Genomic DNA, 14,526 nt, shown 5'->3' with positions numbered 1-14,526 from the left:
TTACCTACACACCAAAAGCCTGATTGCATCGAGGCGGAGTTGCGGGTTCGAAATTACTTTTTTCCATTCTTGGGCATTCTTGCGGAGCTGTTGCAACTGGGTGTTATTACCCGCCTTGCCACGCATGCTGAGCAAATGGTTCATACGCTGGTATTCCTGCTCGGCGCGGGCTTCGACAGCGGCAGCGGCCACTTCGGCAATTTCCTTTGCCTTGGCAGACACAATGCGGCGAGCGATGGCAAGGCCTTCTTTACCGAAATACTTGAGCGTCATGTTCACAGCGGCATTGCCCTGCGGAACAGGCACATCCTTGAAGTTTGCAGTCTTCAGTTCCGGAACCTTTTCGGTCAAGTCTTCGCCAGTCGGGTTCACAAGCACGCTAATGTAGCGCGGGCCAGCAAGGTCCGACACGCCCCATTCTTCGGCCACCGAGAAGTCCACCGCGAAATTGTACTGCATCACAAGGCCGCGCATTCCGGAATTCTGCCAGATGTTGCAAGCCACAGCACCGTTGTCCAGCGAGGTTTCAAAGTCAATCACGCCCTGCGAAAGCGGGTGTTCCAAGCTCACAAAGTCCACTTCGTCGTGCACCATGGCCACATTGCGGTCAAAGGTCACGGTCAAGCTAGACGTATCGCAGAAGCGAGCATCTTCGTCGCCACCGCCCGAGCTTTCTTCAAAGTTTCCGACAGCCTGCGTCACGCGGCCACCGCCACCGGCGCCCGCCATGCCAACGCTTTCGGGCATGCCAGGAATTGAGCCCGATTCCACCTGCGTGCCCATGCTAATGATGTAGCAGCCCTTGATCTTGCTCTTTTCGATTTCAAGACCGCGGTCCATCAGCGACGAGAACACGAGGGTTTCCAAGTCCTTGTCGGCATCAATCTTCAAGATGGCGTCGGTGATTTCTTTTGCCTTCGCCGGGTTGCGAGAGTTGAATTCCAGCAAGCGGTCGCGGCCCTTTTCAATATTCTTGCGCATGGTGTCGCAGTCTTTCTTGACCTGCGGAATCACCGTGTCCACAAAGTTCTGGAGCAATGCCTGCGGTTCGGCCAAGGCGGCAATCAGTTCGTCGGTGTACTTGAGGAACAATTCGCCACCGCTCATCATCGGAGTACCGAAGGCGTTCAAGCCGTTGTGGTACCAGCGGAACATAACTTCCTGGCCAGAGCCCTTCACATACGGCACGTGAATAATGATGTTTTCGGTCTGACCGATACGGTCCAAGCGGCCAATACGCTGTTCCACCAAGGCAGCATCAAGGGGCAAGTCGAACAGAATCAAATGGTGAGCAAACTGGAAGTTACGGCCTTCGGAACCGATTTCAGAAGCAATCAACAGGTTCGCGCCGTTTTCTCTGCTGAAGTTTGCAGCGGCCTTGTCGCGGGCCATAATCGTCATGTTCTCATGGAACATCGAGAACGCGCCCTCGCCCATGTATTCGTTCAAGAGCGTTTCAAGAGCCTGCACCACCTGAATCGATTCACAAATCAGGAGCACCTTATCGTTGGCATGTTCCTTCAAGAATCCCTTGAGCCACACGTAGCGTTCGTCCAGCGCCCAAGCGTCGGAATAGCTCGTGCAAAGCAAACCATTTTCCTGAATGTCGGTGGACATGTCCAAATCATTTTCGGCAGCCACGTTCACCATGTCGCGGTAATTCTTGTTCGGTTCCAGCGGAATTTCGTCGAGCACGCGCTTCGGGAATCCGCCCACACCCTTACGGGTATTGCGGAACACCACCGAGCCTGTACCCACAGCATCCACAATGCGGCGGATCCATTCGTCGGCGGGCATGCTCTTTGCGCTTTCCTGTTCAAGCCACGGGCGGATAATCGACTTCTTCGGCACGCATTCGTTCAAGTCGTCCCAGCTCATGGTCTGACCGGGGTCCGTCGGCAACTTCGAAAGTTCGTTCACCAGTTTGCGGTAGGCATCCTGGTCCTTGATAAAGCTGTTGTAGTCCGCAAAGCGTACGGGGTCGAGCATCTTCAAGCGGTTGAACTGCGATTCCGGATGGAACTGCAGCGGCGTACCCGTCAAAAGGAGCACACCCTTCGAGCGCTGAATCACGGCGTTAGCCAACAAATATTCGTGGCTCGTGAATCCGTCTTCGCAAACCAGGTGATGCGCTTCGTCGATAATCACCATGTCCCAAGTCGTCTTGAGCAAGTCTTCAATCAGTGCGGGTTGCTTGATCAAGAAGTCGATGGAGCAAATAATATCGTTTGCAATCGTGAACGGATTCGGGCGGTCATCGTCGTCGTTCACGAACAAGCCCTTGATGTAGCCTTCGTCCACCAGCGTGAACAAGTGGTTGAAGCGGCGCTTCATTTCCACAAGCCACTGGTGCTTCAGCGTTTCGGGCACAATAATCAATGTACGGGTCAGGCGGCCGCGAGCCTTGAGCGCATGCCAAATCATGCCGGCTTCAATCGTCTTACCGAGACCCACTTCGTCAGAGAGCATCAAGCGCGGGAGCGTCGAACTGTCGCAGGCGCGCTGGCACAAATAATACTGGTGCGGAATCATCGAGGTACGCGGGCCAATCATGCCACGCACCGGCGAAGAAATCCACTTGCAAGAAAGTTCCATGGCAGATTCACGGCGACCGAACTGCACACTGTTCGACACGCGATTTTCCATGAGGGCCTTGAACAAGTCCGCAGGACGCGCAATCGAAATCTTGCCGCTCAGTTCAGATTCCTTCATCTGTCTGCCGGCGCGGCCCGTATAAACCAACAAGCCGTCCACTTCTTTCACCGATTCCACGGTAAAAGACATACCCTTTTCGCTCTTGGCGGTATCACCCACCGAAAGTTCAAAGCGGTCCACAGGGGCACCCATGGAACGGTAGCAACGGACATCACTTACAGCGGGGAAAGAAATCTTAACAATACGGTCTTGCACCTCGGTGACTATACCAAGCCCGAGAGTAGGTTCCGATTGACTTACATAGCGTTGGCCAATCTTGAAATTCATCATACCTCCAAAATGTAGCTTTTTTTCTAAATTATGGCTCATCATGATTTGGTACTACATAGATGAAACCGTAACAGACGGTGAACGACGCAAGGGTCCCTTTAATATCGACGAAATCAGGGACTTTGTAAAAGACGGCACAATAAAAGACGAAACCTTAGTGTGGCATTCGGGCATGGAAGCCTGGGTCGCTTGGAAAGATACCGAAGAAGCCAAAGAAGTTCCGCTTTCCGAAGAAGAACAGATCAAGGCCGCACTCGAAGCAATCATTGCCGAGCACAACAAAAGCAAGCATTACGCCGGATTCTTTGTCCGTGCCATCGCCTACTTTATCGACAATGTTATTTTGTCTGCAACAGGCGTTTTGATTTTGATGATCATGAGCGCCGTTCAGGCGATTGACCTGAACACCCTTGCCGACGCCATGAACGCCTACATTAGCAATCCCACCTCCGAAGAGGCCTTGAACAAGGTGATTGACGTTCCCGGCACGCACCTGTTCCTGATTATTTGGGGCGTGATTCAGGCCGTTTACTTTATCGCATTTACCGCCATCAAGTCAGCAACCCCCGGCAAAATGCTCGTGAAAATTCATGTCGAAGTCGCCCACGGTGAACCCATGAGCTGGGTGAGCGCCGCACTCCGCTTTATCGCAAGCCTGATTACGCAATGCACGCTCATGTTCTACGGCCTTGGCTACCTGATTGTCTTTATCGACCCCAAGCGCCGCGCCCTCCACGACCACATCGCCCGCACAAGAGTTGTGCACGATATGATTAGACGAGAGACGAAAGACGAAAGAAAAAAGAATAATTAAAAGGGAGAGGTTTCTCCCTCGTTCAAACCCCGGCTGCACACAGCCGGGTTTTTCTCTACCCTCTCTCCTAGGGGCACGCCCCTAAAACCCGGTACTTTTACTATCTTATAAATGCAAAAAATTTAAGTCTAATTTTACTATGTACCAGTTTATTGTACCTCAGGTTAAAAAGCCGCTCGACGGCGAAGTTGAAATTTCCGGCGCCAAGAACGCAGTCCTTGCCGTAATGGCAGCAGCCCTCTTGGCCGACGGCGTCTCCGAAATCACGAACGTCCCGCACCTCAAAGACATGAAGACCATGTCCGATGTGCTGCGCGTAATCGGTTGCCACATCGGTGGCGAAGCCCACACCTTAAGAATCGACACCCGTGGTGCCGACCATCTGGAAGCCCCTTACGAACTCGTAAAGACCATGCGCGCAAGCTTCTATGTGCTCGGTCCTCTGGTAGCACGCTTTGGCCGCTGCCGCGTGTCTCTCCCGGGCGGTTGCGCTTGGGGCCCGCGCCCTGTGGACTTGCACCTGAAAGGCCTCGAAGCCCTGGGCGCGAAGATTACCGTGACTCACGGCTACGTAGAAGCCACTTGCGACGGACGCCTCCCCGGCGGTACATTCCATTTCCCGATTTCGAGCGTAGGCGCCACGGTGAACGTGCTGATGGCCGCAACGCTTGCCAAGGGCACAAGCGTGTTGCAAAATGCAGCCCTCGAACCAGAAATCGATAACCTCGTCGATTACCTCATCGGTATGGGCGCCAAGATTCAGGGTCGCGGCACGCGCACCCTTACGGTGCAGGGCGTAGAAGCTCTACGCCCGGGTAATGGCGTCACCATTCCCGACCGTATCGAAGCAGGCACCTACCTTTGTGGAGCCGCCATTACGCGTGGCCGCGTCAAGGTCACCAAGATTATTCCCGAACACATCGCATCGACCCTCGATGCCTTCCGCGACATGAACTGTAAAGTGTCCGTCGGCCCCGACTGGGCCGAAGTCGACGCCCGCAATGTGGAACTCAAGCCGATTACGATTCAGACACTCCCGTTCCCGGGCTACCCCACCGATATGCAGGCGCCCCTCATGGCGACACTTCTGTCGGTTCCGGGCAACAGCGTGATTCAAGATACCGTCTACAATGACCGCTTTAAGCATGTGGCCGAAATGGAACGCTTGGGTGCAAACATTACGCTCAGCGGCAACACCGCCACCATCAAGGGCGGGCTTCCGCTGGAAGGCGCCGACGTGATGGGCTCCGACCTGCGTGCAAGCGCAGCCCTCGTGCTCGCCGCGTTAATCGCAGAAGGCGAAACCAAGATCAGCCGCATTTACCACCTGGACCGCGGTTACGAAGATTTCGAAGCCAAGATGGCTAAGCTCGGCGCCCAAGTCAACCGAGTTGTCATCGACGCCGACGAACCGTAGACTAGACGAGAGAACGCCGCTACGCGGCTACAGACGAGAGACTAAAAAAAGTGACCCGCCGGCGTAGCCGGCGGTTCTTCATATACGGGCATAGCCCTAGGATACTAGCAACGCGTCACACGCGTTGACGGTCTGGCACTGGCGTACGGGTCCCTACCGGCATGCCCGCAAGCGGGCTACAGTTTACCCATCATGGTCAATTGCTCCCCAAGCCGGTCTTCATCCAGTTGATGTCGAATATAATTCGCTATCTTAACTGCATTTTTTCCAGCCGTGTCAACATAGTAACCTCGACACCAAAACTCCCTGTTCTTGTATTTGAACTTTAATTCGGGAAACCGTTCGTACAACTGCACACTGCTTTTCCCTTTCAAGAAGCCAACCACGCTGGACACGGCGAACTTGGGTGGTATTTCGAGCAACATGTGGACATGATCCGGACACACCTCCGCCTCAACTATCGTGATTTTCTTCCATTCACACAGCGTCCGGAGGATTTTCCCGATTTCTTGGCGTTTCTCTCCGTAAAAGACTTTCCTCCTGAATTTCGGAGCGAAAACTATGTGGTATTTGCAATTCCAACTCGTATGAGCTAATGTTTGTATATTTTCCATTGAATTTAATCCTTTGATTTTATTGTTATGCAGTTGTCAGGCCGCATTTCAATTATAATCAAAGGATTTTTTTTCAGCACCGCTAAAGCTTCTTTAGAACCACCTGCCTAGCAGGTGGTTTTCGATTATACAAAAAACTCCGGCGAATCAATCGTCGGAGTTTTCTTTTTGAAAGATTTTGAACTGTTACAGCGCGGCTTCTGTCGATTCAGCGGTTGCGCTAGCAGTCGGTTCAGAAGCGTTATTGGTTGTAGACTTGCGGGAGGTCGGCTTGACCGGTTCACGAACCACAGGCACGCATCTTTCCACGGGTTCACCGGCAGATTTCTTGTCTTCTTTTTCCAAGATTTCCTGCAACATTTCGGCTGCCTGTTCGAATTCGGCAGACTTTTCGCAAGACTTGGTAGAAAGAATCTTCTGCAGGTACTGCTTTTGCTTGTTGATGTCGCATTCTTCGCCATAAAGGGTCGAAAGTTTGAACAATGCGGGGCAGGTCTTCTGACCGTCGGGGAAGGCTTCCGACATGCGAGCAAAGACCTTTTTCGCCTTGTCAATCTGGGCCACATCAATCAGGCAGAGCGCCATCCAGTAGAGCGAATTCTCGGCGAGTTCGCCTTCTTTCATTTGTTCATAAACCTGTTTGAAACCGCTGTAAGCCAGCTTGAATTCACCGCGATGGTAATCGGAGCGGGCCGTATTGAACATCGCTTCGGCTTCAACCAACTTTTCGGCTTCGCGTTCCAGGCTATCCATGGAGACCGGTGCTGTAGGCGCACCGCTCACGACCACCTTCTTCGCCAAGATCTTGTCGGACTTGCCGAGCAACATATCCAAGCGGTAGATGATTTCTTCTTGCCTGGAATCGTTACGTTCAGACTCATCGCCCACACGGCGCGAAAGCATAGTGATTTCGGCCTGCATGCGCTTCTGAGCAAGGTCAGCCGCAGCCAATTCTGCACGCAGAGAATCGTTTTGAGCCTTTAAGCTCTGTACTACAGAATCAAGGTTGGCCTGAACTTCAGCGCCGACAGCCTTTATTTCCTTAGTACGGAGCACAGTCATCTGGCTACAACCCGTAAGGGCTGCTACCATAAGCAAGGGAAATACGATGTTCAATTTTTTGTTTTTCATATAACAAGTTCTTTTTAATTACCCGCATAATTCCTCATCCGCAACAAGCAAGACGAGGACGAAATTTAAAGAATCTTATTCCTTGATGTTCACGCGGAAGTTGGCGCGACGGTTCTGGGAGTAAGCTTCTTCGGTCGAACCTTCAACCTTCGGAGCTTCCTTACCGTAGCTGACCGATTCCATGCGCTTGGCGTCAATGCCGTAAGCAACGAGGAATTCCTTCACCTTCATGGCACGCTTTGCACCGAGAGTGAAGTTGTAGTCTTCAGTACCGCGAGCATCGGTGTGGCCTTCAATCGTAATCGTGAAGCGTTCTTCCTTAATCAGGAGTTCGCCCACCTGAGCCAAGAGTTCCTTAGCCTTTTCGGTGAGTTCAGAACGGTCAAAGTCAAAGTAAACGTCTTCGCTCATGATCTGGTTGATCAAAGCTTCGAGGCGGGCGCGTTCGGCTTCCAAGCGAGCACGTTCAGCAGCCAGGCGTTCAGCTTCGAGGCGAGCCTGTTCAGCAGCCAGAGAATCTGCATTCGGTTCAGCAGCCGGAGCGACAGCGGCAGGAGCCGGAGCGGCTTCCGGTTCAGTCTGGGGTTGCTGCTGCTTGGCGCAAGCGACAAGGCAGAGAGCTGCGGCAGATGCCACGACAGCGAGTTTCACGAAGTTCTTCATTTTTTACCTTCCTTTTGTTGGTTGTTTAAAATCGTCGTAGAAAAAAGACCACGTGGGCGAAGTGTTTTCACCGGAATTGGTAATACGGGTCACGTTCGAGCCGTCTTTTCTCATAATGTAGATCTGATACGAACCGCTACGGTTGCTAGCAAAAGCAATCAGCTTGCCATCAGGCGACCAAGTGGGGTGTTCGTTGTTGCCGGCGTTGCTCGTGAGCTGCACAATGTCAGAACCATCGAGAGCGCAGGTATAAATGTTCATGTGGCCAGCATCCATCGAAGTATAGGCAATGCGGTCACCTTCGGGCGACCAACTGGCACGTTCGTTATAGCGGCCCATAAAGGTCACGCGGCGCAAATCGGAACCATCCTTACCCATTGCAAAAATCTGCGGGCCACCGCCACGATCACTCGTAAAGAGCACTTCCGATGCGTACGGGCTCCATGCCGGGCTAGTTTGGTTCGACTTGAGGTAAGCAAACTTTTTAGCCCTACCCGTAGAAGGATCACCGATGTACAAATCCGTCTTGCCGTCAACCGTGCTCGAGAACAAAAGTTCACCCGTCTTCGGGTTTACAGCCGGGCTATAGGTCTGTTCCAACTGCGGGAACACCGATCTTTCAACGCCGCCAAAAGTCTTGGAATAAAGCTTCGGACGGTGCGTCTTGAAATTCACATAGTAAAGGCCAGCATTACCCTTCATCCAAACAGGCATCATGCTAATGGTCGTGTCGCGGGTAATCTGGCTGCGATGGAATCCATCGTAATCAGAAACCACCACCTGCTTAACGCCGTCAATCTTGGAAACATAGGCAAGCTTGGTCGATGCCACACCGCGTTCACCCCACAGGCGGTAAATCACCTGGTCAAAAAACTGGTGCAAGGCACGGCGCATATCCTTCTGTTCCACCGTATAAGATTCACCAAGCATCACGTCTTTGGTCTGCGATGCATACAAGAAACATTCCACCTTCAGCAACTTACCGACAGGAGTCACCTTACCCGTAATGTAATGCTTGGCATGAGTCTTGCTGAACAAAGGCAGGTCGAATTTGTCCGAGGAAACAACGTCGAAACGGCCCGAAAGATTTGCATCACGGGTCACAATCAAATGCGGTTTTTCTTCGATCCAGTCAATGGACTTCTTTTCTGCAAAAGGAACAACGCCAATGGGCATCGTCTTAAAGACAGAAATACCCACATCTACGGCAATCGTATCGATGGTCGCATGCGATGTCACCGGCAGCATGGCCAGCGCAAAGGCAGCGACGCTTGCAAGAAATCTCATTTTTTCCATTCTAATCCACTCGTTTGTTCAATATAATACAATTTTTCGCTACCCCAGACCACTATCACCTTAATTTGGCGTGAAATTAAAGTGAAGAACCAACGAAGGGGCTCTAAAGTTAGGCGGAAGCTCCGGAACCTTAGAAATTTGTACTGCACGAACTGACAAATGATCCCAAGTCTTATTTCCAGAACTACGCTTGAGGGTAATCGCTGTAATACCGCCAAAGCGGTCCACCGTAAACTGCACCGTGGTCTTTACATCGCGACGCACGTTCAAGTTCGAAGGCGGATTGAAATTACTCATGATAATTTGTTTTAAACGTTCCAGATAAACTTGCATAAGCGGGTCCATATCCACGGATCCCACCGGATTCAAGCTCGGGGCTTCGACAGCCGTCGGCAAATCCAGATCGTCTACTTCAAAATCATCCTGCGGTTCCGGCTCCGGTTCTGGTTCCGGCTGGGGTTCTTCCACCGGCTCCGGTTCGGGCGGTTTTTCTTCGACCTTAGGTTCAGGCGGCAACTGCTGGTCCACCTTCGGCTTCGGTTCGGGCTTAGGCTCAATCGGCTTGGGCTGTTCTGGCTTAGGTTCTACCGGCTTCGGGCGTGGCGGTTTCGGACGCGGCTGCACCGGCTGGTTAACCTGCACCATTTCAAACACCGGAATCGGTTCCGGTTCATGCTTAAAGTTCACAAAATGGAAAGCGATGCAAATTCCCGCAACGAGCAAGTGGAATACTACAGCGCACACGATGATTTTCACCATCGTTCCATCATCTTGCGACGAGAAGTATTGGATGTTTCTTTCTTCGCTCACCTACTTCCCCGGTTTTTCCTTGGGATTCATCGTCAGGAATCCGAGCTTGGTCACCCCGAGCTTTTGCACCTGGGTCACCACTTTCATCACAAGGCCATAGTTCACAGACTCATCGGCATTGATGACCACCGCCATCTCGCCGTTCCAGAGCGACTTGAACACGTTGTTGAAACTCGCAAAGTCGACCATCATGTCAGCAATGTAGAGTTCCTCGTTTTGTGTGATAGAAACCTTCAAGAGCTTCTCTTGTTCCATGGTCGGGGCTTCTGCCTTAGGCAGGTCCACCTTGACACCTTGGCTCATGAGAGGCGCAGAAATAATGAACACAATCAGAATGGCGAACACGATATCAATCATGTTCGTGAGGTTCATTTCCTGCTTAAGTTCTTTACCGCGACTGCGCTTCACTATGCCTCCTAGCCAGCCACTTCTTCAAGAGCGAGCAAGTCACCGCGCTTAAAGAGGCTAAGCACCTGGGAGCCGAAGTTGAAGTACGAAATTTCGTTCTGACCATTGCGGGCGGTGAAATAGTTATAACCGGCAGAAGCAGGGATTGCAACCACAAGGCCTGCAACCGTCGTAATCAAAGCCATAGCGATACCCGGAGCGACCACGGTAAGGTCTGCAGAACCATGCTGACCAATCTGGAAGAAGGCGACCATGATTCCCCACACCGTACCCAAAAGTCCGAAGAACGGGGCAAGGTTCGAGCAGGTAGCCAAGAAGCCAAGGTAGCGGTCTTCAGTCAGGCGGAGGCCTTCAATCGAGCGCTGGATGGTGTCTTCCAAAAGCGATGCACGGTGCTGAATGGAATCGTAGCTCACGAAGTTACTGAACTTGGATGCTTCCTTAAGCACTTCGGAGGTCAAGCTGCGGAGTGCACTGTCGTCTGCGGTTTCGCAGAGTCCCTGCAATTCCACGAACTGGCGCACGTTAATAAAATCGCGGAAGAACACGACGTTTGCGCGCTGGTTCTTGCGATTCACGATGTACTTTACAATGATAATGCCCCATGAACCGAGCGACATGATAGCCAAAATGCCCAAAATCACGATCGTCGCGATATCGGACTGCGTAAGCATTTGGAGTAAAGGTACCGAATTGTTCAAAATCACCTCCCGTTAGCCGGAAAAAGACTCGTATCTTGTTGTTTGGCAACAATATAGCAAAAGACCACGGAAAAGTTTCCGGGGTCTTAGGTAAAATTTGCAACAATATCGTAAGAAACAAAAGTTTACAAAAATGGGCCTAAAGATCTAGCTCGGTTTGTAAACTCTTGGGGTGAAAGCTTTTACGATGTTCCGCAGTCATGCCGAGACGGCGGATTGCGTCAAGGTGAGCCTTGGTTCCATAACCGGCATGCTTGTTGAAGCCGTAGCCGGGGAATTTCTTTTCGAGGTCATCCATGTAGCGGTCACGGAAGACTTTCGCCAAAATCGAGGCCGCCGAGATGCTTGCAATGCGGCCATCGCCCTTGACCACGGGAATCTGCATTTCTTCGGGAATCCCATGAATTTTGAGGTTGCCATCGACGGCAATGAGCAATGAGCTCTGGGCCTTGAGCGGCGAGCCGAAAACCTCGGCAAAGGAGCCTTTCTGGAATACCGGAATCTGAGGGGCGGATTCGTGAATTCCGGGCATGCCGAGGGCCTGCAGGGCGCGGCGCATAGCCAAAAAGTCCGCTTCCAGAATGTTCATGCGGTCAATTTCTTCGACCGAGGCGCTCGCTACAGCAAAGCAGGCGCAGGCATCTTGCACGTCCTGGTACATGGCTTCGCGCTTGGGGCGCGTGAGTTTCTTGGAATCGTTGAGCGTCAGAAGCGCATCGGGCGCCTTAAGGACAGCCGCACATGCCACAACCGGGCCAGCAAGCGGGCCACGACCGACTTCGTCGATACCGACTACGATTGCGTTCTCCCCTGCTTGCGTGGCGAACTTGCGCATGGCAATTTCGCCATCAACAGGAGCTTCTATTCCTTCGAGAAATGCCGGAACCTTGAACTTCATGGGCTACAAGCCTATTTGAGCGGCGTAATCCTTAATCGTCTTCCAGTAGAGGGCGTGTTCCTGCACCAGCACTCGGGCAGCAAGCGTTTCCGGAGTATCGCCTTCTTCAACAGGCACGCGAGTCTGCGCAAGAACTCGGCCTTGGTCGATTTCTTCGCTGACCAGGTGAACCGTCGGGCCCGATTCTGTATCGTGCGCGGCAATCACCGCTTCGTGCACGTGAATTCCGAAAAAGCCCTTACCGCCATACTTGGGCAAAAGCGACGGGTGAATGTTCAGAATGCGGTCCGGGAGCCTTTTAATGAGGCTTACAGGCAAAGCCTTCATGTAGCCAGCCAAAATCAACAAATCAATATCGTAGCGATCGATGACTTCTAAAAGGGCTGCTTCGTAGGCCGCCGTATCGGGGTGCGTTTTGCCCGAAATATGGAATACAGGTATTCCGTAGGATTCTGCATGAGAAACAGCCCCACAACCACCATTATTGGTAATCAGGAACTTGCATTGGGCTTCGAGGTCGCCCTCGCCAATGCGGTCAATAATTGCTTTAAAGTTGCTTCCTCCACCGGAAGCCATCACGCCTATTTTAAACATGGGCGCAAATTTAGAAAAAAATTAGCAGAAGCAGTGAACAAGAACCCAGGTCACTCCGCCAAATGCAACCAGATAGTTAAATGCGAAGTTCCAGAAGATTTTTGCTTTCTGTGCAGACTGTAAGGTAATGTTCTTAGTCATGTCCATAAATTAGATACAAATTGCACATAAATAAAGAGACGGAAATCACAATGCGATTTCCGTCACAAACTTGCAAAAATCTTACGAAATTTAGCGTTTTTTTAGGTTTTCTAATTCCTAAGAATTACAAATAAAGTTCTATTTTTCTTCGATCTTTACAACCGGTTCGTCCATCATCTTTTCGGCGATAACTTCCGGCGTTTCTTCGGCGATTGCAGCATTGGATTCTTCCGGCATCCACGGCTTGTCGAGGTTCTTTTCCCAAGACACGGTAGGTGCAGGCTGCACTTCGTGAGAGGCGTCCACAATCGGAAGGCCCAAGAGTTCGCGGGCACGGTTGAGAGCGGCATCAATGTTACCGAGGGCGTTTTCTTCGCCGAGCTGCTTGAGCACTCCGGCGCGAGTAAGCGCGACCACCGGCTGGGCATGCACGCCACTGAGCAACAACTGCGTACCTTCGCGGTTGCAACGGTTCAGCAAGTCCTCAATCATCTGGATACCGGCGGCATCGATGCTTGAAACGCTACGCATACGCAGAATAAGAATCTTCGGCTTGTCTGAGATGCGGGCCATGGTATCTTTAAACTTGTCGACCGCACCAAAGAAGAGCGAACCGGCAAGTTCGTACACAGCAACGCCCTTCGGCACCTGGCGGCTAAGCTCGTTATGAGCCGCTTCTTCGTCGTCTTCTTTAAGAGCTTCGGTCACCGTTTCCACTTCGGCAACGTCACTCATGCGCTTAATGAAGAGCACTGCGGCCAAAAGCACGCCCACTTCGATTGCGACAGTCAGGTCGATAATCACGGTCAAGAAGAAAGCCACAAGCATCACAGCAACATCGCTCTTGGGAGCCTTGAACATCTTGATAAAGCTGCGGTAGCCGCACATATTGAATGCCACCTGGAAAAGCACAGCGGCAAGGGCTGCCATCGGGATCATTTCGGCATACTTACCAAGCACCAGCATAATGAGGAGCAAAACAATCGCATGCACCAAGCCAGAAATCGGGCTCACGGCACCATTACGGATGTTCGTAGCCGTACGGGCAATAGCACCCGTAGCCGGAATACCGCCAAACATCGGAGAAAGCACGTTAGCCACACCCTGGCCAAAAAGTTCGGTATTGGAGCGGTGCTTGGTCGAGGTCATACCGTCAGCCACCACAGCGCTCAAAAGGGATTCGATGGCACCGAGAATGGCAATCGTCAAAGCCGGCTGGAACACCTTCTGCATCATTTCGAGGCTAATGTTCGGCAGGTGCGGCACCGGGAAACCACTCGGAATGTGGTTCTTCATGCCAATGGTCACCACGCCATGGCCCGTAATCGGATCGTCCCAGCCCAAAACCTTCACAAGCACTGTCGCCACGATAATAGCAATCAAGGAGCCCGGAACCTTCGTGGTAATCTTCGGCCAAAGAATGCAAACGGCCAGAGCCACAAGGCCCACAATCACAGCATAAATATTAATGGTATCCAAAGAAGAAGCATAAAGCTTGATTTTGCCCACAGCATCGGCCGGATCCTTCGAAAGGAATCGCAGACCGAAGAAGTTCGGCACCTGACCAAGAGCAATAATAATAGCGATACCGGCGGTAAAGCCCACGGTTACTGGATACGGGATAAACTTAATGATAGCGCCAAACTTGGCCAAGCCAAAGATAATCAACAAGATACCGGCCAAAAGCGTTGCCGAGGCAAGGCCATCGTAGCCGTACTGGCTCACGATACCGTAAACAATCACAATAAAAGCACCCGTCGGGCCACCAATCTGGAAGCGGGAACCGCCCAAGAGCGAAATGGTAAAGCCAGCGATGATTGCCGTGTAAAGGCCCTGTTCCGGACCCACACCCGAAGCAATTGCAAAAGCGATGGCAAGCGGGAGCGCCAGAATGCCCACAATCAGGCCCGACATGAGGTCGCTTACGAAGTTCTTCTTGTCGTAGCCCCTGCGGATTGTGCGGAACAATTCAGGGGTAACGGTCGTCTTGACTCCAGCAAGGAAATTCTTGACGGACTCTTTGGCGTTAATATTGGGCATGGGGGTCTCCAATC

At 52.0% G+C, this 14,526-nt stretch carries 13 protein-coding genes; 2 read left to right on the top strand and 11 right to left on the bottom strand.

Annotation, left to right across the window (positions count from 1 at the left end):
* Positions 1 to 2,985, bottom strand: a complete 2,985-nt coding sequence (rapA, locus tag QOL41_RS05910) for an RNA polymerase-associated protein RapA (protein WP_283429010.1) — start codon at positions 2,983 to 2,985, stop codon at positions 1 to 3.
* Positions 2,986 to 3,025: 40 nt separating this feature from the next.
* Between rapA and QOL41_RS05905 the strand changes: the two genes are divergently transcribed.
* Entirely contained in the window at positions 3,026 to 3,799 is a 774-nt protein-coding gene (locus tag QOL41_RS05905; protein ID WP_283429009.1) for an RDD family protein, read from the top strand.
* Between the two features lie 139 nt (positions 3,800 to 3,938).
* Positions 3,939 to 5,216: a UDP-N-acetylglucosamine 1-carboxyvinyltransferase gene (gene murA, locus QOL41_RS05900; protein ID WP_283429008.1), complete on the top strand. Its 1,278-nt coding sequence runs from the start codon at positions 3,939 to 3,941 to the stop codon at positions 5,214 to 5,216.
* 176 nt (positions 5,217 to 5,392) lie between these two features.
* Here murA and tnpA read toward each other — a convergent pair whose 3' ends face one another.
* The 10 genes from tnpA to QOL41_RS05850 all read right to left on the bottom strand — a co-directional run bounded on the left by tnpA (position 5,393) and on the right by QOL41_RS05850 (position 14,512).
* Positions 5,393 to 5,830, bottom strand: a complete 438-nt coding sequence (tnpA, locus tag QOL41_RS05895) for an IS200/IS605 family transposase (protein WP_283429007.1) — start codon at positions 5,828 to 5,830, stop codon at positions 5,393 to 5,395.
* Between the two features lie 186 nt (positions 5,831 to 6,016).
* Positions 6,017 to 6,961, bottom strand: coding sequence for a tetratricopeptide repeat protein (locus QOL41_RS05890; RefSeq protein WP_283429006.1), 945 nt, complete (start codon positions 6,959 to 6,961; stop codon positions 6,017 to 6,019).
* A 75-nt stretch (positions 6,962 to 7,036) separates the two neighbouring features.
* Complete coding sequence (locus QOL41_RS05885) at positions 7,037 to 7,624, bottom strand: OmpA family protein (RefSeq protein ID WP_283429005.1); 588 nt, start codon at positions 7,622 to 7,624, stop codon at positions 7,037 to 7,039.
* 3 nt (positions 7,625 to 7,627) lie between these two features.
* Entirely contained in the window at positions 7,628 to 8,911 is a 1,284-nt protein-coding gene (locus tag QOL41_RS05880) for a beta-propeller domain-containing protein (RefSeq protein ID WP_283429004.1), read from the bottom strand.
* Positions 8,912 to 8,980: 69 nt separating this feature from the next.
* On the bottom strand, positions 8,981 to 9,730 hold the full coding sequence (locus QOL41_RS05875; protein WP_283429003.1) for an energy transducer TonB: 750 nt from the start codon (positions 9,728 to 9,730) through the stop codon (positions 8,981 to 8,983).
* A complete protein-coding gene (locus tag QOL41_RS05870) occupies positions 9,731 to 10,138 on the bottom strand; it encodes an ExbD/TolR family protein (RefSeq protein WP_283429002.1) in 408 nt (135 codons plus the stop codon).
* Between the two features lie 8 nt (positions 10,139 to 10,146).
* Complete coding sequence (locus QOL41_RS05865; protein WP_283429001.1) at positions 10,147 to 10,839, bottom strand: MotA/TolQ/ExbB proton channel family protein; 693 nt, start codon at positions 10,837 to 10,839, stop codon at positions 10,147 to 10,149.
* Between the two features lie 139 nt (positions 10,840 to 10,978).
* Positions 10,979 to 11,737, bottom strand: coding sequence for a ribonuclease HII (gene rnhB, locus QOL41_RS05860; RefSeq protein WP_283429000.1), 759 nt, complete (start codon positions 11,735 to 11,737; stop codon positions 10,979 to 10,981).
* A 3-nt stretch (positions 11,738 to 11,740) separates the two neighbouring features.
* A complete protein-coding gene (gene purN / locus QOL41_RS05855; RefSeq protein WP_283428999.1) occupies positions 11,741 to 12,331 on the bottom strand; it encodes a phosphoribosylglycinamide formyltransferase in 591 nt (196 codons plus the stop codon).
* Between the two features lie 279 nt (positions 12,332 to 12,610).
* Complete coding sequence (locus QOL41_RS05850) at positions 12,611 to 14,512, bottom strand: SulP family inorganic anion transporter (RefSeq protein ID WP_283428998.1); 1,902 nt, start codon at positions 14,510 to 14,512, stop codon at positions 12,611 to 12,613.
* Positions 14,513 to 14,526: the final 14 nt, after the last annotated feature.

It is taken from the genome of Fibrobacter sp. UWB10, from assembly GCF_900182935.1.
GTDB classification, from domain to species: domain Bacteria; phylum Fibrobacterota; class Fibrobacteria; order Fibrobacterales; family Fibrobacteraceae; genus Fibrobacter; species Fibrobacter succinogenes_O.
The sequence above is the reverse complement of the archived record's forward strand: the minus strand, read 5'-3'. Positions and strand labels throughout refer to the sequence as shown.

Bases quoted from the DNA above. Each gene is read 5' to 3' on its own strand.
- rapA (WP_283429010.1), bottom strand. From the start codon at position 2,985: ATGATGAATTTCAAGATTGGCCAACGCTATGTAAGTCAATCGGAACCT.
- QOL41_RS05905 (WP_283429009.1), top strand. From the start codon at position 3,026: ATGATTTGGTACTACATAGATGAAACCGTAACAGACGGTGAACGACGC.
- murA (WP_283429008.1), top strand. From the start codon at position 3,939: ATGTACCAGTTTATTGTACCTCAGGTTAAAAAGCCGCTCGACGGCGAA.
- tnpA (WP_283429007.1), bottom strand. From the start codon at position 5,830: ATGGAAAATATACAAACATTAGCTCATACGAGTTGGAATTGCAAATAC.
- QOL41_RS05890 (WP_283429006.1), bottom strand. From the start codon at position 6,961: ATGAAAAACAAAAAATTGAACATCGTATTTCCCTTGCTTATGGTAGCA.
- QOL41_RS05885 (WP_283429005.1), bottom strand. From the start codon at position 7,624: ATGAAGAACTTCGTGAAACTCGCTGTCGTGGCATCTGCCGCAGCTCTC.
- QOL41_RS05880 (WP_283429004.1), bottom strand. From the start codon at position 8,911: ATGAGATTTCTTGCAAGCGTCGCTGCCTTTGCGCTGGCCATGCTGCCG.
- rnhB (WP_283429000.1), bottom strand. From the start codon at position 11,737: ATGAAGTTCAAGGTTCCGGCATTTCTCGAAGGAATAGAAGCTCCTGTT.
- purN (WP_283428999.1), bottom strand. From the start codon at position 12,331: ATGTTTAAAATAGGCGTGATGGCTTCCGGTGGAGGAAGCAACTTTAAA.
- QOL41_RS05850 (WP_283428998.1), bottom strand. From the start codon at position 14,512: ATGCCCAATATTAACGCCAAAGAGTCCGTCAAGAATTTCCTTGCTGGA.